Below are 23,819 nucleotides of genomic sequence, written 5' to 3' on the forward strand. Positions count from 1 at the left end.
GATGCTTCACAAACTTCCGCAGATTAGAAGCCTATGTCCCTGATAGTTCTACTGCTTCTGCCGTTCATTGGCAGCTGTCTGGCAGCGGTGCTGCCGCACAATGCGCGTAATGCCGAATCCCTGCTGGCGGGCCTGGTCGCTTTGATCGGTACCGTTCAGGTCGCGATGCTGTACCCGCAAATCGCCCACGGTGGCGTGATCCGCGAAGAATTCATGTGGTTGCCGAGTCTGGGGCTGAACTTCGTTCTGCGCATGGACGGCTTCTCCTGGCTGTTCTCGATGCTGGTGCTCGGCATCGGTACACTTGTCTCTTTATATGCCCGTTATTACATGTCGCCGGACGACCCGGTGCCGCGCTTTTTCGCATTTTTCCTGGCGTTCATGGGCGCCATGCTCGGGCTGGTGATCTCCGGCAACCTGATTCAGATCGTGTTCTTCTGGGAATTGACCAGCCTCTTCTCGTTCCTGCTGATCGGCTACTGGCACCACCGCGCCGATGCGCGGCGCGGTGCTTATATGGCGCTGATGGTCACCGGTGCTGGCGGGTTATGTCTGCTGGCCGGGGTCATGATTCTCGGCCATGTCGTCGGCAGCTATGACCTCGACAAGGTCCTGGCCGCCGGCGATCTGATTCGCGCACATGCCCTCTACCCCGTTCTTCTGCCACTCATCCTGATCGGCGCGCTGAGCAAAAGCGCGCAGTTCCCGTTTCACTTCTGGCTGCCCCACGCGATGGCGGCACCGACGCCCGTCTCGGCCTATCTGCACTCGGCGACCATGGTCAAGGCCGGGGTTTTCCTTTTGGCACGTCTGTGGCCGTCGCTGTCCGGCAGTGAGGAATGGTTCTACATCGTCAGCGGAGCGGGCGCCTGTACGCTGTTGCTCGGCGCGTACTGCGCCATGTTCCAGAACGATCTCAAAGGTTTGCTGGCCTACTCGACCATCAGCCATCTCGGTCTGATCACTTTGCTCCTGGGCCTGAACAGTTCACTGGCCGCGGTGGCGGCGGTGTTTCACATTCTCAATCACGCGACGTTCAAAGCCTCGTTGTTTATGGCCGCCGGCATCATCGACCACGAAAGCGGTACCCGTGACATTCGCAAACTCAGCGGCCTGATCAAGCTGATTCCCTATACGGCAACATTGGCCATGGTCGCCAGCGCCTCAATGGCCGGCGTGCCGCTGCTCAACGGTTTCCTGTCGAAAGAAATGTTCTTCGCCGAAACCGTGTTCATCAACGCCACGGCGTGGGTCGAAACCACTCTGCCGATCGTCGCGACCATCGCCGGCATGTTCAGCGTGGCCTACTCCCTGCGTTTCACCGTCGACGTATTCTTCGGCCCCACCGCCACTGACCTGCCGCATACGCCGCACGAGCCGCCACGCTGGATGCGCGCCCCAGTCGAGTTGCTGGTCTTCACCTGTCTGCTGGTGGGGATTTTCCCGGCGCAGATCGTCGGGCCACTGCTCGCCGCTGCCGCGCTGCCCGTAGTTGGTGGGGAGTTGCCGGAATACAGCCTCGCCATCTGGCACGGCTTGAACGCACCGATGATCATGAGCCTGATCGCCATGTCCGGCGGCATCCTTCTCTATCTGCTGCTGCGCAAGCAGTTCAAGCTGGGCCGTTTCAAGTACCCGCCGCTGGTGGGCCGCTTCAATGGCAAGCGTTTGTTCGAGCGCAGTCTGGTCGTAATGATGCGCATCGCCCGGCGCGTCGAGCGGCGACTGGGCACCAAGCGCTTGCAGATGCAGCTGTTCCTGATGGTTTCGGCTGCGGTGCTCGCCGGTCTGATCCCGATGCTGCACAGCACGCTGACCTGGGGCGACCGGCCGAAAATTCCCGGATCCATCGTCTTCGTCACCCTGTGGCTGCTGGCGATTGCCTGTGCGCTCGGCGCCGCGTGGCAGGCGAAGTATCACCGTCTGGCCGCCCTGACAATGGTCAGCGTCTGTGGTCTGATGACCTGCGTGACCTTCGTCTGGTTCTCCGCGCCCGACCTGGCGCTGACGCAACTGGCGGTCGAAGTGGTAACCACGGTGTTGATCCTGCTTGGCCTGCGCTGGTTGCCGCGCCGCATCGAAGAAGTCTCGCCACTGCCGAGCAGCCTGCGCAAGGCGCGTATTCGTCGTTTGCGCGACTTGCTGCTGTCGATTGCGGTCGGTGCGGGTATGGCGCTGCTGTCCTACGCCATGCTCACCCGGCAGACGCCAAACCATATTTCCTCGTTCTACCTCAGTCGCGCCCTGCCCGAGGGCGGCGGCAGCAACGTGGTCAACGTGATGCTGGTGGACTTCCGTGGTTTCGATACCCTCGGCGAAATCACCGTGCTGGCCGCCGTGGCGCTGACCGTATTCGCCCTGCTGCGCCGCTTCCGCCCACCGAAGGAAAGCCTGCAGTTGCCGGCGCAGCAACGTCTGCTGGCACCGGACGTGGTCACCGATCTGGTCAACCCGCGTTCGGCCAGTGACACCGCGCTCGGTTTCATGATGGTCCCAGCGGTACTGGTGCGCCTGTTGCTGCCTGTCGCGCTGGTGGTGTCGTTTTATCTGTTCATGCGCGGGCACAATCAGCCGGGCGGCGGTTTTGTCGCCGGGCTGGTGATGTCGGTGGCCTTTATCCTGCAATACATGGTTGCCGGCACGCAGTGGGTCGAAGCACAAATGAGCCTGCGGCCATTGCGCTGGATGGGCACCGGGCTGCTGTTCGCCACTGCCACCGGTCTCGGTGCGCTGCTCGCCGGTTATCCGTTCCTGACCACTCACACCTGGCACATCAGCGTGCCGTTGCTCGGTGATATCCATATCGCCAGTGCGCTGTTCTTCGATGTCGGCGTGTACGCCGTGGTGGTCGGATCGACGTTGTTGATCCTCACCGCCCTCGCCCACCAATCGGTGCGTGGTCACAAGACGGCCTCGCTGCCCAAGTCCGTCGCCAGCAAAGGAGCCGTCTGATGGAAGAAGTCATCGCAATCGCCATCGGCATTCTTGCCGCGTCCGGGGTCTGGCTGATCCTCCGGCCGCGAACCTTTCAGGTGGTCATGGGCCTGTGTCTGTTGTCGTATGCAGTGAACCTGTTCATTTTCAGCATGGGTAGCCTGTTCATCGGCAAGGAACCGGTGATCAAGGACGGCGTGACCCAGGACTTGCTGCATTACACCGACCCGCTGCCCCAGGCGCTGGTGCTTACGGCGATCGTCATCAGCTTCGCCATGACCGCACTGTTCCTCGTCGTATTGCTCGCCTCGCGCGGCTTGACCGGCACCGACCACGTCGACGGCCGGGAGCCTAAAGAATGATGGCGATGACTCACCTGATCGCCGCACCGATCCTGCTGCCGCTGCTGACGGCTGCGATCATGCTGATGCTGGGCGAAAAGCATCGGCCGCTGAAGGCGAAAATCAACCTGTTCTCCAGCCTCCTCGGCCTGTTCATTTCAGTGATGCTGCTGCAATGGACGCAGACCACCGGCGTACCCGGCTCCATCGGCGTGTACCTGCCGGGCAACTGGCAGGCACCGTTCGGCATCGTTCTGGTGGTTGATCGCCTGTCGGCACTGATGCTGGTGCTGACCGGCGTTATCGGCGTCAGCGCCCTGCTGTTTGCCATGGCCCGCTGGGACGGCGCCGGCTCAAGCTTTCACGCTCTGTTCCAGATCCAGCTGATGGGCCTGTATGGCGCGTTCCTGACTGCGGATCTGTTCAATCTGTTCGTGTTCTTCGAAGTGTTGCTCGCCGCGTCCTACGGTTTGTTGCTGCACGGCTCAGGCCGGGCGCGGGTGTCGTCGGGGTTACATTACATTTCGATCAACCTGCTGGCATCGTCACTGTTTTTGATCGGCGCTGCGTTGATCTACGGGGTGACCGGCACGCTGAACATGGCCGATCTGGCGATGAAAATCCCGCTGGTGCCGGAAGCCGATCGTGGTTTGCTGCACGCTGGGGCAGGGATTCTAGCGGTAGCGTTTCTGGCCAAGGCTGGGATGTGGCCGCTGAACTTCTGGCTGGTGCCGGCCTATTCCTCGGCCAGCGCGCCGGTGGCGGCAATGTTCGCGATCATGACCAAGGTCGGCGTCTACACCCTGCTGCGCTTGTGGACCCTGTTGTTTTCCGGCCAGGCCGGCGCCTCGGCATTCTTCGGCGGCGACTGGCTGATTTACGGCGGCATGGCGACCATGGCTTGCGCAGGGCTGGCGATTATCGCCGCGCAACGCCTGGAGCGCATGGCCAGCCTGAGCATTCTGGTGTCGGCGGGCATCCTGCTCTCGGCGATCGGCTTCGCCCAGCCGAACCTGATCGGCGCTGCGCTGTTCTATCTGGTCAGCTCGACCCTGGCGCTGAGCGCATTGTTCATGCTCGCCGAACTGATCGAGCGCTCGCGCTCGGCCAACGAAATTCCGCTGGAAGACGAAAGCGAACTGCTGCCGCGTCCACAGGAATCCCTGCAACCGCCCAAGGGCATCAACCTTGATGACGAGCAGAAAGCCGTGGTCGGCCAAGTCATCCCGTGGACCATGGCCTTTCTCGGTTTGAGCTTCATTGCCTGCGCGCTGTTGATCATCGGCATGCCACCGCTGTCCGGGTTCATCGGCAAGCTCAGCCTGATCGGCGCATTGCTCAACCCGTTGGGACTTGGCACTGCGGCGCCGCTGTCTCCTGGCGCATGGGGATTGCTGGCCCTGTTGATCCTGACCGGTCTGGCTTCGCTGATGGCGTTCTCGCGCCTCGGCATTCAGCGCTTCTGGACGCCGGAGGAGCGCCCGTCACCACTGCTGCGCAAACTCGAATGCGCGCCGATTTTCCTGCTGCTCGGGCTAAGCATTGCCCTGACGTTCAAGGCTGAACCGCTGCTGCGCTACACCCAGGCTACGGCCGATGCGCTGAACAATCCGCAGCAATACGTGCTGGCGGTGCTTGGCACTCGGGCGGTGCCGAGCCCGCAAGCCAGAGCCGACATGCTCGAGGTGCAGCCATGAATCGACTGTTCCCCGCTCCCTGGTTATCGCTGGCCCTGTGGATTCTGTGGCTGACCCTGAATCTGTCCGTCAGCCCAGGCAATCTGCTGCTCGGTGCCGCGCTGGGTTTCGCCGCGCCACTGATGATGCGCAAATTGCGGCCGAAACGTGCGCGCATCCGCAACCCCATCGCCATCCTGCGTCTGTTCTTCCTGGTCGGCCGCGACGTCATCATGTCCAACCTGATCGTCGCCTGGGGCGTAGTCAACGCCAGACGTCGTCCGCCCAACTCATGCTTTATCAAGGTGCCTCTGGACTTGCGCGATGCCCATGGTCTGGCGGCACTGGCAATGATCTGCACCGTGGTGCCCGGTACCGTATGGTCGGAACTGGCGCTGGACCGCAGCGTTCTGTTGCTGCACGTCTGGGATCTGCACGACGAAGCGCAGTTCATCGAGCACTTCAAAAGCACTTATGAGCGACCGTTGATGGAGATTTTCGAATGAGCCCATTGCTGTCGAATGCGATTCTGCTGACGCTGTTTCTGTACTGCGTGGCGATGGCGCTGACCCTGGTGCGCCTGTTCAAAGGCCCGTCAGCTCAGGATCGGGTACTGGCGCTGGATTACCTGTATATCGTCGCGATGCTGATGATGCTGACCCTGGGCATTCGTTACGCCAGTGATACCTACTTCGAAGCGGCGCTGCTGATCGCGCTGTTCGGCTTCGTCGGCTCGTTTGCCCTGGCGAAATTCCTGCTGCGTGGCGAGGTGATCGAATGAATACCGAATTGTCTTTATGGGTCGAGATTCCGGTGGCGGTGCTGCTGGTGCTCAGCGGCGTGTTTACCCTGCTGGGCGCAACAGGATTGCTGCGCATGAAGGATTACTTCCAGCGTATGCACCCGCCAGCGCTGGCCTCGACAATCGGTGCCTGGTGTGTGGCACTGGCGTCGATCATCTGCTTTTCGGCATTGAAATCCGCACCAGTGGTGCATGCCTGGTTGATTCCGATCCTGTTGGCGATCACCGTGCCGGTGACCACCCTGCTGCTGGCGCGGGCGGCGTTGTTCCGCAAACGTATGGCCGGGGATGATGTGCCGGCCGAGGTGAGCAGTCGTCAGACTGAAAGTGGTAACTGATGATCATATGGCGCCGGTGATGGCGCCATCGCTACAGTAGGAACGCGCCCTCGATTGTGGGAGCGAGCCTGCTCGCGAAGAGGCCAGTCGGGGCGTCGCCAATTCCGGATCGGCTCAGACCCACGCTACTGCCAACAACCCCGCCCCCAGCAGCGCACACAACGGCGAATACACCCAGGTATCCAGCCGCGCAAATCGCGAACCCTTCACTTCCTTGAAGAACCCGACCAGATTCGAATCACCGATCGCCCGAGCAAACATCAGCAACGCGATCGCGCTGATCACCCATTGCAGTGCCTTGTGCTGCACCGCCGGCACGCCCCAACCGACCCGCATACAAACCAGCGCGGCAATTATCAGCAGCGCAGCGGCGACTGCCAGCGTCAGCCAGCCTGAGGGCTTGAAGGCCGGGCGTACCGTGGCGACGAAGCCCGACACCGGCACCTGCGGCACCACCACCGCAGCCGCCCATTGCCCACCCAACGCCCAATAAACATGCATCAGGCCGATTGCCGCGAACACAGTCACCAGCCATTGAGCCAACACAAAGGTCATGGTTGAAATCCTTCAAAGGGATTTGAACAAACCATCGTAGTCGGATTTTTTGGCCGTGCACGACCGGTCGGCGGTGCACGGTATTGACCGCGTTATTTCAGATCAGCCGTCACCTTGTCGGCCACATCCTTGGGCAGCCACGCCTGCCACACATCCGGATGCGTCTTCATGAACGCGACCGCCGCCTCACGAGGCGCGGTGTGCTTGTCACTCATATCCGCCAATGCCTTGTTCAGCGGCTCGATGGGAAAATCGACCTTGCTGAAGAACTCGGCAATTTGCGGGTTCTGCTTTTGAAACGGCGTAGACACGCCAATCGACAGTTTCGATGCCAGCGAGCGGGTTGGTTTCGGATTGGGATTATCGGCGTCTGTCAGCGTCTTCCACGCCTCGGCATCGAACGGCGGCTCTTCCAGTTGCACCAGTTTGAATTTGCCAAGCAGTGGCGTCGGCGACCAGTAATAGAACAACACCGGTTTGCCGCGACGAATCGAAGAGCTGATCTCGGCATCCAGCGCAGCGCCGGAACCGCTGCGGAAGTTGGTGTAGTCGTCCTGCAAGCCATACGCCGTGAGCTTCTGCTTGTTGACCACTTCCGAAGTCCAGCCGATCGGGCTGTTGAGGAAACGCCCTTTGCCCGGGCTTTCCGGGTCCTTGAACACGTCCTTGTATTTCTTCAGATCAGTGACACTGCGCAGATCCGGCGCCAACGGTTTGATGCCTTTGGCCGGGTCGCCCTTGATCACGTATTCCGGCACCCACCAGCCTTCAGTGGCGCCCTTTACCGTATCGCCCAGACCGACGACCTTGCCCTCGGCTTCGGCCTTGACCCAGACCGGACTGCGCCCGGCCCACTCCTCGCCAATCACCTGGATGTCATTGTTGGCCAGCGCGGTCTCAAGGGTAATAGTGGTACCCGGCAAGGTATCGGTCGGCAAGCCGTAGCCTTTCTCGACGATCACCCGCAGCACCTCGGTGATCAGGCTACCGCTTTCCCAGTTCAGGTCGGCAAAGTGGATCGGCGCCTGTGCCGCCTGCAGCGATTGCGCTGACGTCAGCAAACCAAAGGTGGCCACGCTGGCGGCCAGTAACCGTCGAAATCCGTTCATGCATCGCACCTCGTGCTGTTCACAGCAATGGCAGTTGGCCTGACAGAAACGCAAGCCTCTGAATGACTCAGTCAACTGACTTTAGCCGAGGTTCCTGCTTTTTCCGGGGTCCGCTGCGTGCGAGGTTACGTTTCAGACTTTTCCTGCAGGCTTTGCAGCTCCCGTCTGACCATGCTGGCGTATGCCGCCGGTTGCAATGCGTAGAGCTGCGACGCCACCCAACTCAGCCAGACACCTTGCAATTCGGCCTTGCGGGCGAACAGGCGCTGCGCGTCTTCGCGTGCGCTGTCGAGATTTTGCGAATGGAAGTGCGCGCGGCTCACTCGCTGGCCTTGAAGGAAATCAGTTCACCTTTGCGCCATTTGGCAGCCTTGGCGGTGACGGCTTTCAAGGTTTTGGTCAGGCCTTCCTGCAATTGTTCATTGGCGGCGAACACCGTGACGACGCTATGACCTTCCTTGAACAGAATCGCGTGACCGTCGGCCGTACTGACAAATGCGTAGTCGCCCAAGCCGTAAACCGTGAGTTTGATGTCGCGAAAACGAATGTCCATCTTGCCGCCTTCACGGCTGGGCAACACTGACGCGATGAAATGGTCGCCGACCTTGAGCTTGAGCCCCGGTTTGTCATCGACTACCAGTGCACTTTCGGTATCGATTTCGGCGATGTAAATGCCTTCGGCGTTTTGCTCGGTGATGTAAACAAAACGTGATTGAAATTGCTTGACCAGCTTTGCACGCAAATCACCCAGCACGAACAAAGCATGCATATCGAGGTTACTGACTGCCAAAGAAACATCCCCACATTTGAAAAACCGTGCAGCGGAAAACACGCACGGCAAAAAACGGCAATGCCGATGAAAACTGCAAAATCACTCAAAAACCCGAAGCGAGCGAAGCGCTCTTGATCGCGAGGTTCGTAGACTACTGGATTGTCATTAGTGAAACCCGCTCTGAAGTCGGCAAACCTTGAAGGAAAAAGCCTCAAGTGCGACTGGAGCAAGATCTGACTACGAACTTCAGGGAAATTTCTCACGAAAAAAAGCACTTTTCCGACATATCGCTGGCGAAAAATTGCTTTAGATAAGCCCGGTCGTCAACAGGTACTGGCGATTCTAGAGCAGCGATGCTCCTTACGACTACCCGCAACGGCCGTTAAATCCCGGCCGACTGATGAAAAGGACTTCATATGTGCACTTTGACTCATTTTGCCACGTCGGCCGACGCGCGAATCAACACACCTCTGACGATGAAGGTTGCCGACCTCGACAACCTTCCGACATCTTCTAACAATCATCGAACCCCACACTTTCAAGTGGTGCCAGCGGGTATTGCGTTCTTTCACATCAAGGAGATATCCACGGGACGTGTCAGAGGTTTCCGCGGCAATCACAACGAAGCCTGCGCCCTCGCCCGCTCGCTTGAATCAAAAATCGAACTCCGCGCCAGCGGCTGCCTCTGATAAGGGGAGTGAACGAACAAGCCGCACCGGCACCGACCCAGGAGTAGATGATGGAACTGCCAACCGAGCTTAACCTGACCACCCTTTTCGAACAGCTGGGCCTGCCCTCGGATGAGGCGTCGATCAATGATTTTGTCGAAGCACATCCGCTGGATCCGGACACTAAACTCATCGATGCCGACTTCTGGTCACCCCAGCAGGCGCAATTACTCAAGGAATGGCTGCGGGCCGATGGCGAAGAAGCGCCGATCGTCGATGAGCTGAACGTCCGTCTGCATCGCGGTAAATAAGGGCGATCAGTGCAGGCTGTCGCCGGGCTCGATATTCAATTGTTCGAGCCAGGCAGCCTTGCACTCCTCCGCTTCATCGCGACTGGCGAAGGCTGTACCGCGTCGCTCACCGTTGAGCAAAACTACCCAGCACACACTGCGCCCCATCGCGCGTAAGCCGGCCGGAACACCGCTGCCGATCATCACTGCCACGTCTACCCTGCACTGCATGTGCCCTCCGAAATAATTAGCTACCTAACTAAGTCGTCAGATTAATGCTTTCCGTCGAGAGGAAACAGCAACCGCCGTGCACAGATTCATTGCGTCAACGGTAATAATCTCAGCGCGGATTCTCAGGTTTATAGCCCAGACGCAACCCGCCCCAGTGTCGGCCCTTGATCATGATCGGCACCGATAAATCATGCATCAGCTCACCCGTATCGCGCGTGTAAGTCTGCAACAGCACTGGTTGCTGATGGCTGCCGCAGCGGATACCGGTGCGGTCAGTGAATTTGCGTTTGGTGCGGTTGTACACCGTGTCGACCTGCACATCGCCGGTCAATGGCTGGCTGAATGCCTGGTTGTGCGTCGGTACATAACCCTGCTGCGTGCAGGCAATCGCAAAAACCAGCCCTTCATGACGCGCCAATAAAGGCTCTTGAATCGCCGGCAAGACCTGATCGGTGTATCGATCAAAGCGGGTTTGAAATTTGGCTGGTTCGGTGCCCGGAATCATCTGGTAGCTGCGATCGAACAGGTCATCCAGGCTGATCCGCCCCTGTTCAACATCCGCCTCGAAGCGCGCCGCGATCTGGCTCGCACCTTCGCGCGCCAAGTCATAAATGCGCTGGTGATAGTCATCCAGGCCGACCTCGGCCAAGCGCTCGCTGATAGTTTCCGCCTGCCCTTCCATCTGCACCGCAGCCTCGGCGAGGCGGCGGGTCTGCTGATCGCTGATCGCCAGATCACTACGCATTTGCTCAATCGCGCTGAACAGCGCATCAAGCTGCTCGCGATTGGTTTGCGCGCCACGGGCGATTTCGCTGACCTGGGTTTCCACTCCGGCGGCAAGTCGCGCGATGTTCTCAAGATGCTGACCGGTGTGCTCGACCTGTTCGACGCCGGTGTGCAGATCGCTCGACAACTCGCGAATCTGCGCAACCACTTGCGCGGTGCGCTGCTGAATGTCAGCGACCATCTCACCGACCTCACCCGTGGCCGCCGCCGTACGCGCGGCCAGTCCGCGCACCTCGTCGGCGACCACAGCGAAACCGCGACCATGCTCACCGGCCCGGGCTGCTTCAATCGCAGCGTTCAACGCCAACAGGTTGGTCTGGCTGGCAATCGACTGAATCACCAGCGTCACCCGCTGAATGTCGTCGCTGCGCACACTCAGGGCCTCGATCAATTCGCGACTGGCATTGGCGCGCTGACTGAGTTGCTGCATGCGCGAAATCGAGTCGAGCAGTTCGCTGCGCCCCGCAGCGCTGCTGTGATGCGCTTGGCTGGCGGCGTCCAGCGCGTCGCGACTGAGCTGTGAAGTCGCCTGCTCGGTGGCGATCATCACTTCGGCGTTGCTGACGATCTGCGCCGCCGCGTCGAGTTGCGATTCGAGTTTGTTCGCCAGCGCCTTGACCGAGAACGCCACCCCGGCGGCTGACAGTGCGTTGTGACTGGTGGTGTAGGAAAGATCGCGGGTCAGTGCGGACAATTCGCTCGCACTATCGACCGGGACAGCAGCAGGAGCGCTGCGCGAACGCAGGCGCGGCAGCCAGACAATCAGTATCGCCAGCGGCATGCCGAGGTAGAGCGACCACTCGGCCATGTCCATGCAGGCCAGCAACAGCATCAGGGCGATGCTTTGCAGGGTCGGTGCGATCCAGCGTTTTTTCGGCAAAAGCACTGGTGCAGGCAGCGCCGCAACCAGAGATCCATCTCTCGTCATCTTGATCACCCCACGTTTGTTCTCATTGTTGTGACTGCATTAAACGCCACTACAACGCCATTATCCATGGTCCGTTAGTCGGGGGGTCTGTGGCAGGTCAATGGAACGACGGAGGAAATAGCGCAGACGAGCAAAAACAAAGATCGCAGCCTCCCGCAACTCCATGTCGAAGCTGCCGAAGGCTGCGATCTCTTGCAGGCGCCCCCATTCAGGGGCCGCCATGGAATCAGGCCTGACGCTGGTGCTTGTCGATCTGCTCGTGACGCTCTTGAGCTTCGATGCAGTACTTGGTGGTCGGGCTGATCAGCAGGCGTTTCAGGCCAATGGCCTCGCCGCTGTCGTCGCACCAGCCAAAGCTGTCGTCCTTGATGCGCTCAAGGGCTTGTTCCAGTTGCGGCAGCATGCGCTGGTCGCGATCGATCGCGTTGACCAGCCAGGTGCGCTCTTCTTCAACCGAAGCCGCGTCCGCCGGGTCAGCCGGGGTGTCCAGGCTTTCGATGGCGATACGATTTTGCTCAATGCGCTCGTGGGTTTCGACTTTCATGTTCTGCAACAGCTCAGTGAAGAAAGCGTGTTGCTCTGCATTCATGTAGTCATCTGCCGGCATAGCCAGCAACTTGTCCTTTGTCATTGATATCTCTATAAAAAAACGTGCATTAAGGCGAATAAGGGAGCGTTTCGGCGAACCGTGTCGGCCGTCGAAAAGGCATCGTTTTATTGCAAACGCCACCCGGCACTCAATTTACGAGGGGCGGCAGTCTAAGGCCCGATCAAGACCTCAGCAACTGTAAATACAGGGAATTTGTCCGACAGGAGCTGGAAACTGCTCTGACACAGGCTTCACACGGCCATCGGAGTGCGTTTATAGCAAGAAATTCAGTCCAGCGGCTGTATATAGAAGACAAACGGCTAACCAACCCGCCAGCGACAGCGGAGATTATTCTCGCAAGGTGCATCGTTTCAGCCCGGCAGAGCTTACGCAGCCCTTCTATTATCAGGCCCACCGCGTGCTCAACTCGCCTGAAGGATGCTGCCCATGCCCCGCCCCGCTCTGCCGGCCACAGACGAAATTTCCTTCGCCAGCGCGCCGGTCAACGCCGAGCGCCTGCTGCAAATGATCAGCGAAGAGTATGACGCCCTGCCGCGCCAGCTCAAACGCGTCGCCAGCTACATCAGCCAGCAGAGCGAGCGAATCATGGTCGAGCGCATCAGCGACATCGCCCGCGAGTGCGAAGTGCATCCGTCAGCCATTGTGCGTTTCTCGCAACGTTTTGGGTTCAGCGGCTTCAGCGAGATGCAGGCGCTGTTCCGCCAGGCCTGGACGCACAGAACCACGCCAGCGCAAAACTATCAGCAACGCATCCGCAGCCTGATCGCCAACAACTCGCAGACCGCCAACAGCGGCGACCTGGCCCGCGAGTGCATCGACGCAACGCTCTCGGGCATAGAACGCTTGGGCCGCGAACTGGACGAGCTGGCGTTCGATACAGCCGTCGATCTCATCGTCAATGCCGACGACATCTATGTGGTCGGAGTCCGCCGCTCGTTCGCCGTCGCCGACTATCTGGTTTACAACCTTCAGCACACGCAGAAGCGCATTCATCTCGTCTCCGGCGTCGGCGGCAGCTATCGCGAGCAAATGCGCAGCGTGCGCGCCAACGACCTGGTCATCGCCATCAGTTTTGTACCCTACGCCAAGGAAACCCAAGACTGCCTGCGCTTCGCCCGGCAGCAGAACGCCAATGCCTTGATCATCACCGATAGCCCTCTCTCGCCACTGGCAAAACTTGCCAATAGCGTGTTGCTGGTCAATGAAGGCAGTGCGCTGGCCTTTCGTTCGCTCAGTGCAACGCTGTGTTTGTGCCAGGCGCTGTTTGTGGCAGTGGCGTATCGGCTGGGCTTGAATGTCGATGAAATTCACGAGCAGGCCGGATTCGACGACTGACAATTGCCTCTGGGTCGGCTAGGTTATGCCTTCCCACCGGTTCGACTTGAAGGAACGCGTCATGAAACTGATCGGCATGCTCGACTCCCCCTACGTGCGCCGCGTAGCAATCTCCGCCAAATGCCTGGGGATCGACCTCGAACACGAGTCGGTCTCGGTGTTCCGCCATTTCGAACGATTCCAGCAGATCAACCCTGTGGTCAAGGCGCCCACATTGATCCTCGACGACGGCGTGGTCCTGATGGACTCGACCCTCATCCTCGATTACCTCGAAGCCAGCTGCGGCAAAAGCCTGCTGCCAAGCGATCTCAAACAACGCGCCCAGGCCCTGCGCCTGATCGGCCTGAGCCTCGCCGCCTGCGAAAAAGCCGTGCAGCTTTACTACGAACGCAACTTGCGCCCGGCCGACATCCAATATCAGCCTTGGGTTGAACGCGTCGAAGGCCAACTCGCCGCCGCGTTTACCGCACTGGAAAAAGAACTTGAACACAGTGACTTGCCGGTCGACGGCTCCCTCGCACAGACCGGCATCAGCCTGGCGGTTGCCTGGAGCTTCACCGAACTCGTCGTACCCGATCAGATCGACGCAACACGCTTTCCGCGTATCACCGAGTACACCGCCTACGCAGAAGGCACCGATGCGTTCATCAGCACACCGATGAACTGATCATGAGCTCCACCGACACCGCCGCCCCGGCGTTAAAGGAAATCTTCAACGCCAAGCGCTTGCAGCACATCGCTGACGAAATGAGCGCGGTGTACCCGGCGTTCAAGGCCAAGGCGTTTCTCAAACACGCCCGGGACGGACTCGCTGAACTATCAGTGATGCAACGCATGGCGCGTGTCAGCGAAAGCCTGCATGCCGTGCTGCCGCTGGACTACGAAGATTCCTTACATGTGTTACGTGAACTCGCACCAAGGCTGAACAGCGGCTTCGTCAGCATGTGCCTCCCACACTACGTCGCGAGCTACGGCGCCCATGCGTTCGACACCTCAATGGACGCGCTGAAGTACTTCACCACCTTCGGCTCCTCCGAATTCGCCATCCGCTACTTTTTGCGCAGCGACCTCGAGCGCTCGCTGGAACGAATGCATGACTGGACCCGAGACGAAAACCACCACGTTCGACGCCTAGCCAGCGAAGGCAGCCGCCCTCGCCTGCCATGGTCGTTTCGCCTGGAAGCGGTGCAGGCTGATCCTCTGCTGGCCGCCGGGATACTGGATCGGTTGAAGGCGGACGAGAGCTTGTACGTGCGCAAGTCCGTGGCCAACCATTTGAATGACGTGACGAAAGTGCATCCGGAGTGGGTGCTGGACACGATTGAAGGTTGGTCGCTGGACAACAAGCATACGGCCTGGATTGCCAAGCATGCGTTGCGCAGTTTGATCAAACAGGGCGACGTGCGCGCGCTGACGGTGATTGGCGCAGGGGCGAAGGCTGAGGTTGAGTTGTTGGATGTGCAGGTCGAGCCGGCGGTGGTGAGGTTGGGGGAAGCGATTACTTTGTCGTTTACGGTGAAGTCCATGGTGGCGCACGAGCAAAGGCTGGTGATTGATTATGCGATTGAGTATGTGAAGGCAAATGGCGGGGTTTCGAGGAAAGTTTTCAAGTTGAAGACTCTGGGATTAGCGGGTTTCGGGACTGAGATAGTGCGACGGCATCAAGTCATCAAGGATTTTACGACACGCAAGCATTTTGCCGGCCGGCATGGAGTGCAGGTGATGGTTAATGGGGAGGTGTTGGGGAGTGCGGCGTTTGAGGTTTTGATTTGAGGCGTGAGTTGTTTATTCACCAAAAAAGCCGGTAGCGGATCAGTGCACTGGCAGCCGTGCTTCGACACTGCACGCGGCGGCACAGTGGACGATTCACGGCTTCAGCGCTTACCAACTTCCGTACGGGATGCCGAATTTCTCGATATAGCGCTTGGACTTTTCGCTGACGGGATAGGCGTAGCGACCACCGTTTTTCCCAAGCTCCGGCCCTAGCGGCTCAATCTCGCCTTGCGCTCGAGCAACCTTTATCGGTCGATGACATGAGTCTCTTACCCACACCTGAACAACACCGCCCGGAGCAAGTCCCAAGTAAACAGAGGCCATGAAGCGTGCTGTCCTGTCAGGTCTCTCGGGGCACCGTTGACTGGTAGAAGTCACCATTATCTGTCTGGCATTCTCTGGAATATCCACCCACGCTTGCCACGTTTTCTGTTCAACGATTGATTGCCAGCGAACATAGATACGAATGGGTAGATCGGCCCCCACCACTCTTTTACCGCTGCCCCCCACCCCTGTCCAGCCGCGAGCAGAGTCAGTACCGTTTTCAGGCTCTCCGCCCGCAGCAGTCCCTCCACCGGTTCTAAAGAAAACTTTGCCGGTTATGTCCTGCACCGAACTGTCCTCCACCCATACCTTCATGTAATCGGGCTCAGTGAAAGCCAGCTCCCACCATTTCGACTTTGGATCGCTCTTGGCTGAGAGCAGATCAGAAGACTGGCAACCCGTTATGCATACGCCAAGTAGCAGGGCGACAAATAATTTCATTACCAAAGAGTCCAGTCAGGTACGTGAGGATGCTGCACGCGAATCGCGTCTGCGGTGGGCGCATTGATATAGACGGCGCGGACTCCGCTGCCGTCTCTTCTTCCAAGAGGGTGATTCCAATTTGCGGACATGTGAATGTATTTCAACTTCAGCAGGTTCTCCTCTTGCTGAGTTGTGGTGTAGTCACCTGCGACAAATCGGTCGCACAACGCCTGAAGCTCTGACGGGACCGCCAAAGCAGCCGTGGCTGGAATATCATCGAAGCGAACCCCCTTCTCTTTTGCCAAGCTATGCATCACCCGAAGATATACCCTCGACAACAACCCGCTTACGGGACGTTTGAGTTGCAGAGCTGCATAAACGCGCTTTCTACGGGGACTGAGCCGGTCCTGTTGATCCACGGGCAGGAGAAGCGCGTCCGGCGTAACAATTTCCAGCAGATCTTCGGGCCACCCCCTTGAGATCCACTCATTTTTAATGACCATGGCATCGCGGTAGATCGACGTAGTAGATACATCGGTAAACTTCGAGACCTCAAGCGTTTGCATTGGACTGACCAGTACACACTCTTCAATGTCATCGCGGTAACCGCCGCCGATGTCGGAATGCACCCCTGGAAGAATGACTTCCAAGTGGTCGGCTTTAACGCGACTCAATGCGAAATTAGCGCGATATTCGTCCCGCGCCGACAGCTGAACGACGTCAGTAAAAAACCGCCGGTCGAGGTATAGCTTGATACCCGTGGCCACAGGACTTTTAACGTTGCCAAGATTCGACCAGCCAGCAACCGACGGCACAGTGTCGAACAGCCCGATGAATCCCATGTTGATGCTGCCTTGGTACTGATCGATGAAGGTGCGACTAAAGTCGCTCGCATTGTTGCGCAATACATCTCCGAGTGGCCCTTGTTTCCCGCGGACTACTGCATTGGCAAAATGCCTCGCGGCAGCTGCGCCGCGACTAAATCCGAACGTATCGAAAGTCAGCGAGGTAATTTCACTGTTTGGATTTTCGTTAATTACATCTTCAATACGCGATTTGATCTCGCTAAATGATTGTTGGACACGACCCGCTATACCCGTGTCTCCGCGGCCCGTGCCCGCTCCGAATGTACTGTCCTCTTCTCCCGATCGAGTGCCAATCCCCTCTATATACACCCTGCGAAACGCCCGCTTGTGCGAGCCGTCTCCTTCGGCTTTCTGAGGTGCGAAGTACAGTTCGCTCAGTTTGTAAACGTTGGTTGTTTCATTGGCATAGCTACTATCTGGATTGCGCATATAGGGCTTGCAACTGGCATCGATATCCTCAGGCGCTATCGGATGCTGAGCACCACACAACAACCCCGCAGCTGAGTTGTTCGCGTTGTTGCCCGTACCATCAAAGAACACCCCGATCCTCAACGCAATCCCGATTTTCTCGGGCTCGCGCGCAGGCTCTTTACCATGCTTCTCATACTCGGCCCAATGCTGGGCGTGTATGTCGACGGGCTTGGCTTCTTCGTAGCGATAGTTTTTCGGCGGGTTTGGAACGTAGCCACTCAATCCTTGATTCCTTCTGATCCTTGAAGAACGGCCAGAAGGGTGGCAGCCGGGAGGGGGCGGTGCAAGCCGTGGCGGTGTGCCAGCCATGGAGCGTCAGTGCGAGCAGGCTCACTCCCAAAAGGTATCAACCCGTGAAAGCAGCCAGGGTGAATAACCCTGTGGGAGCGAGCCTGCTCGCGAAAGCGGTGTGTCAGTCAGCATCGATGTTGCTGAAAGATTGCCTTCGCGAGCAGGCTCGCTCCCACAGGGGGACGGGTTGCATCAGGCTAACCGCGCAACAGGCCCTGCTCTGCCTCACATAACCCCACCACATAATCCCAGACCACCCGCAGCCGCACGGATTTGTGCAGCTCCCGGCGGGTGCTGATCCAGTAGCTGCGCTCGATGCTTTCATCCGGCAACAGTGCCACCAGATCCGGGTCGGACGCGGCCATGTAGCACGGCAGCACGGCGATGCCCAACCCCGAGCGCGCCGCTTCCTGTTGGGCGATGACGCTGGTGCTGTGAAACACCACGCGCGGGCTGCGGCAGAAGCTGTTGAGGAACATCAGTTCCTGACTGAACAGCAGGTCGTCAACGTAACCGATCCACGCATGTCGGCCCAGGTCTTCGCAGCTGTGCAGTGGCGGTGCGTTGTCGAGGTAGGTTTGGCTGGCATACAACGCGAGTCGATAGTCAGTGAGCTTGCGCGTGACCAGCATGTCGGCGGATGGCCGTTCGAGGTGGATGCTGATTTCCGCTTCGCGGTTGAGGATGCTGACAAAGCGCGGCACAGCGACCAGTTCCACTTCCAGCCCGGGATAGCGCTCGAACAGACCGATCATGCGACTGGCGAGGAATTTGATGCCAAGGCCTTCGGTGACGCCGACACGGATCTTGCCCAGCGGCGCGGTGGACTGGGTGATTTCTTCCTGCGCCAGCAGCGCGACGTTTTCCATCGCTTCGGCGTGCTTGAGTAGCGCCTCCCCCGCCGGGGTCATTTCATAGCCTTGGGCGTGCTGGACGAACAGCGCCGTGCCGAGGCTTTTCTCGATCGATTCAATATGCCGCGCCACCGTCGCGTGGGTGGTGTTTAGCCGGCGCGCGGCGGTGAGCAGGCGGCCACTGCGTTGCAGCTCGAGAAAAAAGCGCAGGTCGTTCCAGTCGAACATGGCAGGTCCTTGTCAGCTGTCGTCACTTCGGGCTGTTTGAAAACGCACAGCGGCTGCGCAAAAACTAACATTCTTTTAACGAAAGCTAACAACTAGAGTGTCCGACAATAAAAACAAAAAGCGAGGTCAGGGCATGCAGACGTCCCTGGATGAATTCGACTACATCGTGGTCGGCGCCGGCCCCGCCGGTTGCTTGCTGGCCAACCGGCTTTCGGCGGATCCGCAGCAACGGGTGTTGCTGCTCGAAGCCGGCGGACGCGACAACTACGCCTGGATTCATATTCCTGTGGGTTACCTGTTCTGCATCGGTAACCCGCGCACCGACTGGTGCTTCAAAACCGAACAACAACCGGGCCTCAATGGCCGCGCGCTGAGTTATCCGCGCGGCAAGGTGCTGGGCGGCTGTTCGTCGATCAACGGCATGATCTACATGCGCGGCCAGGCCGGCGACTATGACGGCTGGGCGGCGGCAGGCAATCCGGGCTGGGCCTGGAAAGACGTGCTGCCGCTGTTCAAACAGAGCGAAAACCACTTTGCCGGCGGCGCTGAATTTCATGGCGATCAGGGTGAATGGCGAGTCGAACAGCAGCGCCTGTCGTGGCCGATTCTCGATGCCTTTCGCAGCGCTGCCGAGCAAAGCGGCATCGCCAGCATCAATGACTTCAACCAGGGCGACAACGAGGGCTGCGGCTACTTTCAGGTCAACCAGAAAGCCGGGGTGCGCTGGAACGCGGCCAAGGCCTTTTTGAAACCGCTGCGCAGCCGGGCGAACCTGACCGTGCTGACCGGCATCGAGGTTGATCGTGTCTTGCTGGAGAACGGCCGCGCGGCGAAAGTCAGCGCGCAGCATGAAGGCCAGACCAGACAGTTCAAGGCGCGCAAGGAGATTGTCTTGTGCGCCGGCTCGGTCGGCTCGCCGAGCATTCTGCAGCGCTCCGGCATCGGTCCGCGGCCGCTGCTCGAACGCTTAGGGATAGGCGTGATTCATGAGCTGCCGGGCGTCGGCGGCAACCTGCAGGATCACCTGCAACTGCGCCTGATCTACAAGCTGGAAAACGCCCGCACCCTGAACCAGATCGCCGGCAGCGTGTGGGGCAAGATGGGCATGGGCCTGCGTTATCTGTACGACCGCAGCGGGCCGTTGTCGATGGCGCCGAGTCAGTTGGGCGCGTTTGCCCGCTCCGGTCCCGAGCAAACCTCGGCGAACCTGCAATATCACGTGCAGCCGTTATCACTGGAGCGTTTTGGCGAGCCGCTGCACAGCTTCCCGGCGTTCACCGCCTCGGTGTGCGACCTGCGTCCGCAGAGCCGTGGGCGCATCGAAATTCGCTCCGCCGATCCGCAAGCGGCGCCGCTGATCCAGCCCAATTACCTCAACCATCCAGAAGATCTGCGCGTCGCCGCCGATGCAATTCGCCTGACCCGTCGCATCGTCAGCGCCCCTGCCCTGCAAGCGTTCAAACCGGTGGAATACCTGCCCGGCGACAGCTTGCAAAGCGAAGAACAATTGCATGAAGCGGCGGCGAAAATCGGCACGACGATTTTCCATCCGGTCGGCACCTGCCGCATGGGCAACGACGGTGACGCAGTGGTCGATGCGCAATTGCGCGTGCATGGCGTGCCGGGTCTGCGCGTTGCCGATGCGTCGATCATGCCAAGAATTACCTCGGGTAATACCTGTTCGCCTACGCTGATGATTGCCGAGAAGGCGGCACAACTGATTTTGTCCAGATCCGCAGATATCTCCCCTGTGGGAGCGAGCCTGCTCGCGAATGCGGTAGCTCACTCAGCCTAGAAGTTGACTGACAAAAAGCTTTCGCGAGCAGGCTCGCTCCCACAGGAATCATCACCAGACTCAGGCATCGCGCATTACCGGACACGCAACACCAGTGGAACAACAAAAACAATCACTGTGAGGGATACCGATATGTCAGAACACGTTCAGCCGCTGGACGCTGCGGGCAGCGCCGAGACCAGCAACGCCACGCAAAAAGTCATCTTCGCTTCATCACTCGGGACGGTGTTCGAGTGGTATGACTTCTTCCTCTACGGCGCCCTCGCGGCGGTGATCAGCAAGCAGTTCTTCGCCGGGGTCAACGACACCACGGCATTCATCTTCGCGCTCATGGCGTTCGCCGCCGGCTTCATCGTACGGCCGTTCGGCGCGTTGGTGTTCGGCCGCCTGGGCGACATGATCGGGCGCAAATACACCTTTCTGGCGACGATCATTCTGATGGGCGTGGCGACGTTCTGCGTCGGCCTGCTGCCGACCTACGCCAGCATCGGCATCGCCGCGCCGATCATTCTGGTGGTGCTGCGCATGCTTCAGGGTCTGGCGCTCGGTGGCGAATACGGTGGTGCGGCGACCTACGTAGCCGAACACGCGCCCATCGGCAAACGCGGCTTCCACACCAGTTGGATTCAATCCACCGCGACCCTCGGCCTGCTGCTCTCGCTGCTGGTAGTGCTCGGTTGCCGCTACTTCACCGGCGACCAGTTTGAAGTCTGGGGCTGGCGCATTCCGTTCCTGCTGTCGATCGTGCTGCTGGGTATTTCCACCTGGATTCGCCTGAGCCTGCACGAGTCGCCGGCCTACCTGAAAATGAAGGAAGAAGGCAAAACCTCGAAGGCGCCGATCCGCGAATCCTTCGGCAAATGGGAAAACCTCAAAGTCGTGCTGATCGCCCTGTTCAGCATCAACGCCGGGCAAGCAGTGACCTTCTACGCCGCGCAGTTCTACGTGCTGTTCTTCCTCACCCAGTTCCTGAAAATGGACCCGGCGGTGGCCAACAGTCTGCTGATCATCAGCGTGGTGATCGGCGCGCCGTTCTTCATCTTTTTCGGCTGGCTGTCGGACAAGGTCGGGCGTAAACCGGTGCTGATGCTCGGCCTGCTGCTGGCCACCGCGCTGTACTTCCCGATCTTCAAATCCCTGGCCCATTACGCCAACCCGGCAATCGATCAGGCCAGCCGTCAGGCGCCGATCACCGTCCTCGCCGACCCCGCCACTTGCACCTTCCAGTTCGATCCGGTGGGCAAGGCCAAATTCGACAGCCCGTGCGACAAGGTCAAGACCTTTCTGGCCAAACAAGGCCTGCCGTACTCCAGCGTCGCTGCGCCTGCGGGCAGCGCCGTGCAAGTGAGTGTCGGCGACGTGAAGCTGGATGGTTTCGATGAGGCGGCACTGCGCGGCGCGATTACCCTCGCCGGCTACCCGCAACAAGCCGATATGCAGCAGATCAACAAACCGATGATCGTCGCCCTGATCGTCGCGCTGATCATCATCTCCGCCATGTGCTACGGGCCGCTGGCGGCGCTGATGGTCGAACTGTTCCCGACGCGCATTCGCTACACCTCGATGTCGCTGCCCTACCACATCGGCAACGGCTGGTTTGGCGGATTCCTGCCGACGGTGTCGTTCGCGCTGGTGGTGTACACCGGGGATATTTTCTACGGGCTGTGGTATCCGGTGCTGATCACCGGGGTGAGCCTGGTGGTGGGGATGATCTGTCTGCGTGAGACGAAGAATATCGATCTCGACAAGAACTGAGCGTCGTCATCGAATCCGCTTCTGGCCTGCCCTGAAGCGGATTACTGCCTTGAGATTGAATGTTCGACAGAATGATGGCACTTACCTATCATGCCGGCGCATTCGGCATGGCCCCAGTGCCACAACCCGAGCGCATCGGCCCCAACGACATCCAATCATCCTAAGGAACAGGATATGGCGAACAATTCACCCTCCCCACAAACACCCTCCAGCTCCCCTGCAACTGACGCTCCCCCTAAAGGAGAAAAGATCTTGGCCTGGTTCGGTCAAGTCATCCTCCCGTTGGTACTCGGCTCGTTTCTCTTCACCGGCATCCTCGAAGGCTACAAAAGTACGTTAGGCGAGAAGAAAGACATCATCGACAGCTACTATCGCCCCATGCGTGCGCTGCAAGCCTCCTGCTCCAGCCAGCACCACCAATTGGTCAGCAAATACAGCCAACTCGCAGCTAACTACCAACTGCAATTCAACGAACTGGCGCATATGCAAGGCCATCCCGAAGTGAATACCCTGGCTGGTTACGACGCAATCCCCAAGGCGATCTGGACTCGCACCGAGGAACTGGCCAAGGCCACTCCGGAACTCGCTCGCGCCGTGTCCCAGTGCAGCACTGAGCTCTACATCAAATATGAAGAACTGGCACTGGTGACCGGTACCTACACAAAGTTCAAGGAGCTGGCCAAGACACGAGATGAGAAACACGCGGATATCAACCGCAGGCTGCAGCAAAGCAAGGATTCATTGACCGCTCCCGTCCAGGCAGAAGACATGATGGGGTTGGCGCGCAAGCTGGTGTCCACGCCATTCGAAAAAACAGAAGAGCAGCAAAAGCTGCTCGACGAAATAAAGGTTTATGCCGAACCAACCGTCAAGGCCTATGAGCTGATAGGAGCAGCCGAAAGCGAGACATTCGATAACGAGCGAGACTTTTTCCGGGCCACACATGATCTGTTTGCCGAAGAGATCAGCGCCAGGCAATCCAAAGGCTTCCTCAGCTATTTTTTCTGACCCGAACTTTGAAGGAGTATCGCCATGTTCAACGATAAACGTGTCGGCATTTCCTGCCCGGCATTGCAGGCAATCGAGCCAGTACTGAACAGCTGGATAAACTGCACGCAGCGCTACATTGATGTTTGGGAAGGTGGTGATTTGCCCTACTGGTACAACGAGCAGGCCAACGTGAGCATTCTCGCCGGAGCCGCCTGGAAAGCCGACTGGACCGCCATCGAGGAATACCAGATCATCAAGATCGCTACCGAGGCGGACGAAAAGACCTCAGTGATCGGCCGCAACGATTTGTACATTGCCGATGACAAAAACGGTTATTGCATCGAAGCCAAGATCGCTTACGTGCCAATTGATGATCTGACGGCCGCCCGCGACCGGATACTGGGCAAATGCAAACTGGCGACCTTTGAGGCCGGCCGACTTGACTACGACGAGCCTAAAGTCGGCGCCGTATTTATCGCGCCCTATTCGCTCGCCAAACCGGCAAGCATTGAGCAGATCGAGGCCTTCCAGACAATGCTCCTGGCATTGCCCAACGATGCGCTCGCCTGGGTCTGCCCAACAGACGCACAGAAAACTCCCAGCCATGACAACAAGCGGTACCCGATGGTGGCGCTACTTTTGTTAAATGGCTGACTCGGCAAGATTGCCCGCTG

General features: G+C 59.0%; 25 protein-coding genes. 15 read left to right on the forward strand and 10 right to left on the reverse strand.

Annotated features, from left to right (window positions below):
• Positions 1 to 33: 33 nt before the first annotated feature.
• From HU724_RS16915 to HU724_RS16940, 6 genes are read left to right on the forward strand one after another with little or no spacing between them, the layout of a single operon-like run.
• Positions 34 to 2,952, forward strand: coding sequence for a monovalent cation/H+ antiporter subunit A (locus HU724_RS16915; protein WP_186566661.1), 2,919 nt, complete (start codon positions 34 to 36; stop codon positions 2,950 to 2,952).
• On the forward strand, positions 2,952 to 3,296 hold the full coding sequence (locus tag HU724_RS16920) for a Na+/H+ antiporter subunit C (RefSeq protein ID WP_016775082.1): 345 nt from the start codon (positions 2,952 to 2,954) through the stop codon (positions 3,294 to 3,296). The genes HU724_RS16915 and HU724_RS16920 overlap by 1 nt, the downstream gene beginning before the upstream one ends.
• The gene (locus HU724_RS16925; RefSeq protein ID WP_186566659.1) at positions 3,293 to 4,972 is read left to right on the forward strand and encodes a monovalent cation/H+ antiporter subunit D; all 1,680 of its coding nucleotides are present in this window, start codon (positions 3,293 to 3,295) and stop codon (positions 4,970 to 4,972) included. The genes HU724_RS16920 and HU724_RS16925 overlap by 4 nt, the downstream gene beginning before the upstream one ends.
• On the forward strand, positions 4,969 to 5,457 hold the full coding sequence (locus HU724_RS16930; protein ID WP_186566657.1) for a Na+/H+ antiporter subunit E: 489 nt from the start codon (positions 4,969 to 4,971) through the stop codon (positions 5,455 to 5,457). The genes HU724_RS16925 and HU724_RS16930 overlap by 4 nt, the downstream gene beginning before the upstream one ends.
• Positions 5,454 to 5,732: a K+/H+ antiporter subunit F gene (locus tag HU724_RS16935; RefSeq protein WP_016775085.1), complete on the forward strand. Its 279-nt coding sequence runs from the start codon at positions 5,454 to 5,456 to the stop codon at positions 5,730 to 5,732. The genes HU724_RS16930 and HU724_RS16935 overlap by 4 nt, the downstream gene beginning before the upstream one ends.
• A complete protein-coding gene (locus HU724_RS16940) occupies positions 5,729 to 6,091 on the forward strand; it encodes a Na+/H+ antiporter subunit G (protein ID WP_186566655.1) in 363 nt (120 codons plus the stop codon). The genes HU724_RS16935 and HU724_RS16940 overlap by 4 nt, the downstream gene beginning before the upstream one ends.
• A gap of 114 nt (positions 6,092 to 6,205) precedes the next feature.
• On the opposite strand, the gene HU724_RS16945 is transcribed toward HU724_RS16940, so the two are convergent.
• The 4 genes from HU724_RS16945 to HU724_RS16960 form a co-directional block, all read right to left on the reverse strand.
• Positions 6,206 to 6,646 carry a DUF3995 domain-containing protein gene (locus HU724_RS16945; RefSeq protein ID WP_186566653.1) on the reverse strand — a complete coding sequence of 147 codons (441 nt, stop codon included), beginning with the start codon at positions 6,644 to 6,646 and terminating at the stop codon, positions 6,206 to 6,208.
• A gap of 92 nt (positions 6,647 to 6,738) precedes the next feature.
• A complete protein-coding gene (locus HU724_RS16950; RefSeq protein ID WP_024013250.1) occupies positions 6,739 to 7,755 on the reverse strand; it encodes an ABC transporter substrate-binding protein in 1,017 nt (338 codons plus the stop codon).
• A 125-nt stretch (positions 7,756 to 7,880) separates the two neighbouring features.
• Positions 7,881 to 8,078 carry a hypothetical protein gene (locus HU724_RS16955; RefSeq protein ID WP_186566651.1) on the reverse strand — a complete coding sequence of 66 codons (198 nt, stop codon included), beginning with the start codon at positions 8,076 to 8,078 and terminating at the stop codon, positions 7,881 to 7,883.
• Positions 8,075 to 8,524, reverse strand: a complete 450-nt coding sequence (locus HU724_RS16960; RefSeq protein WP_024013252.1) for a hypothetical protein — start codon at positions 8,522 to 8,524, stop codon at positions 8,075 to 8,077. Before HU724_RS16960 ends, HU724_RS16955 begins: the two co-directional genes overlap by 4 nt.
• A 479-nt stretch (positions 8,525 to 9,003) precedes the next feature.
• Between HU724_RS16960 and HU724_RS16965 the strand changes: the two genes are divergently transcribed.
• Complete coding sequence (locus HU724_RS16965; RefSeq protein ID WP_434093606.1) at positions 9,004 to 9,216, forward strand: hypothetical protein; 213 nt, start codon at positions 9,004 to 9,006, stop codon at positions 9,214 to 9,216.
• A gap of 50 nt (positions 9,217 to 9,266) precedes the next feature.
• Positions 9,267 to 9,506 (forward strand): DUF2789 family protein, encoded by a 240-nt coding sequence (locus tag HU724_RS16970; RefSeq protein WP_016775092.1) that lies wholly within the window; start codon positions 9,267 to 9,269, stop codon positions 9,504 to 9,506.
• A gap of 6 nt (positions 9,507 to 9,512) precedes the next feature.
• Here the strand turns inward: HU724_RS16970 and HU724_RS16975 are convergent, their stop codons facing one another.
• The 3 genes from HU724_RS16975 to HU724_RS16985 form a co-directional block, all read right to left on the reverse strand.
• Entirely contained in the window at positions 9,513 to 9,716 is a 204-nt protein-coding gene (locus tag HU724_RS16975; RefSeq protein ID WP_016775093.1) for a hypothetical protein, read from the reverse strand.
• Between the two features lie 109 nt (positions 9,717 to 9,825).
• Entirely contained in the window at positions 9,826 to 11,430 is a 1,605-nt protein-coding gene (locus HU724_RS16980) for a methyl-accepting chemotaxis protein (protein WP_186566649.1), read from the reverse strand.
• Positions 11,431 to 11,656: 226 nt separating this feature from the next.
• Positions 11,657 to 12,061 (reverse strand): TraR/DksA family transcriptional regulator, encoded by a 405-nt coding sequence (locus tag HU724_RS16985; RefSeq protein ID WP_016775095.1) that lies wholly within the window; start codon positions 12,059 to 12,061, stop codon positions 11,657 to 11,659.
• A gap of 405 nt (positions 12,062 to 12,466) precedes the next feature.
• On the opposite strand from HU724_RS16985, the gene HU724_RS16990 reads away from it, so the two are divergent.
• The 3 genes from HU724_RS16990 (at position 12,467) to HU724_RS17000 (ending at position 15,148) form a co-directional block, all read left to right on the forward strand.
• Positions 12,467 to 13,375 carry a MurR/RpiR family transcriptional regulator gene (locus HU724_RS16990; RefSeq protein ID WP_186566647.1) on the forward strand — a complete coding sequence of 303 codons (909 nt, stop codon included), beginning with the start codon at positions 12,467 to 12,469 and terminating at the stop codon, positions 13,373 to 13,375.
• Positions 13,376 to 13,436: 61 nt separating this feature from the next.
• A complete protein-coding gene (locus HU724_RS16995; RefSeq protein WP_186566645.1) occupies positions 13,437 to 14,042 on the forward strand; it encodes a glutathione S-transferase in 606 nt (201 codons plus the stop codon).
• Between the two features lie 2 nt (positions 14,043 to 14,044).
• Positions 14,045 to 15,148, forward strand: coding sequence for a DNA alkylation repair protein (locus HU724_RS17000; protein WP_186566643.1), 1,104 nt, complete (start codon positions 14,045 to 14,047; stop codon positions 15,146 to 15,148).
• A gap of 108 nt (positions 15,149 to 15,256) precedes the next feature.
• On the opposite strand, the gene HU724_RS17005 is transcribed toward HU724_RS17000, so the two are convergent.
• The 3 genes from HU724_RS17005 to HU724_RS17015 all read right to left on the reverse strand — a co-directional run bounded on the left by HU724_RS17005 (position 15,257) and on the right by HU724_RS17015 (position 18,605).
• A complete protein-coding gene (locus HU724_RS17005; protein WP_110601045.1) occupies positions 15,257 to 15,913 on the reverse strand; it encodes a DUF2931 family protein in 657 nt (218 codons plus the stop codon).
• Positions 15,913 to 17,454, reverse strand: a complete 1,542-nt coding sequence (locus HU724_RS17010; protein WP_186566641.1) for a phospholipase effector Tle1 domain-containing protein — start codon at positions 17,452 to 17,454, stop codon at positions 15,913 to 15,915. The genes HU724_RS17005 and HU724_RS17010 overlap by 1 nt, the downstream gene beginning before the upstream one ends.
• A gap of 266 nt (positions 17,455 to 17,720) precedes the next feature.
• A complete protein-coding gene (locus HU724_RS17015) occupies positions 17,721 to 18,605 on the reverse strand; it encodes a LysR family transcriptional regulator (protein ID WP_186566639.1) in 885 nt (294 codons plus the stop codon).
• A 133-nt stretch (positions 18,606 to 18,738) separates the two neighbouring features.
• Here HU724_RS17015 and HU724_RS17020 point away from each other — a divergent pair, with 133 nt between their 5' ends.
• From HU724_RS17020 to HU724_RS17035, 4 genes are all read left to right on the forward strand, one after another.
• Positions 18,739 to 20,400: a GMC family oxidoreductase gene (locus HU724_RS17020; protein ID WP_186566637.1), complete on the forward strand. Its 1,662-nt coding sequence runs from the start codon at positions 18,739 to 18,741 to the stop codon at positions 20,398 to 20,400.
• A gap of 132 nt (positions 20,401 to 20,532) precedes the next feature.
• Positions 20,533 to 22,155 (forward strand): MFS transporter, encoded by a 1,623-nt coding sequence (locus HU724_RS17025; RefSeq protein ID WP_186566635.1) that lies wholly within the window; start codon positions 20,533 to 20,535, stop codon positions 22,153 to 22,155.
• Positions 22,156 to 22,407: 252 nt separating this feature from the next.
• Positions 22,408 to 23,163, forward strand: a complete 756-nt coding sequence (locus HU724_RS17030; RefSeq protein ID WP_186566633.1) for a hypothetical protein — start codon at positions 22,408 to 22,410, stop codon at positions 23,161 to 23,163.
• A gap of 24 nt (positions 23,164 to 23,187) precedes the next feature.
• Positions 23,188 to 23,799: a hypothetical protein gene (locus HU724_RS17035; RefSeq protein ID WP_186566631.1), complete on the forward strand. Its 612-nt coding sequence runs from the start codon at positions 23,188 to 23,190 to the stop codon at positions 23,797 to 23,799.
• The last annotated feature ends 20 nt before the right edge of the window (positions 23,800 to 23,819 follow it).

This window comes from Pseudomonas iranensis, assembly GCF_014268585.2.
GTDB classification, from domain to species: domain Bacteria; phylum Pseudomonadota; class Gammaproteobacteria; order Pseudomonadales; family Pseudomonadaceae; genus Aquipseudomonas; species Aquipseudomonas iranensis.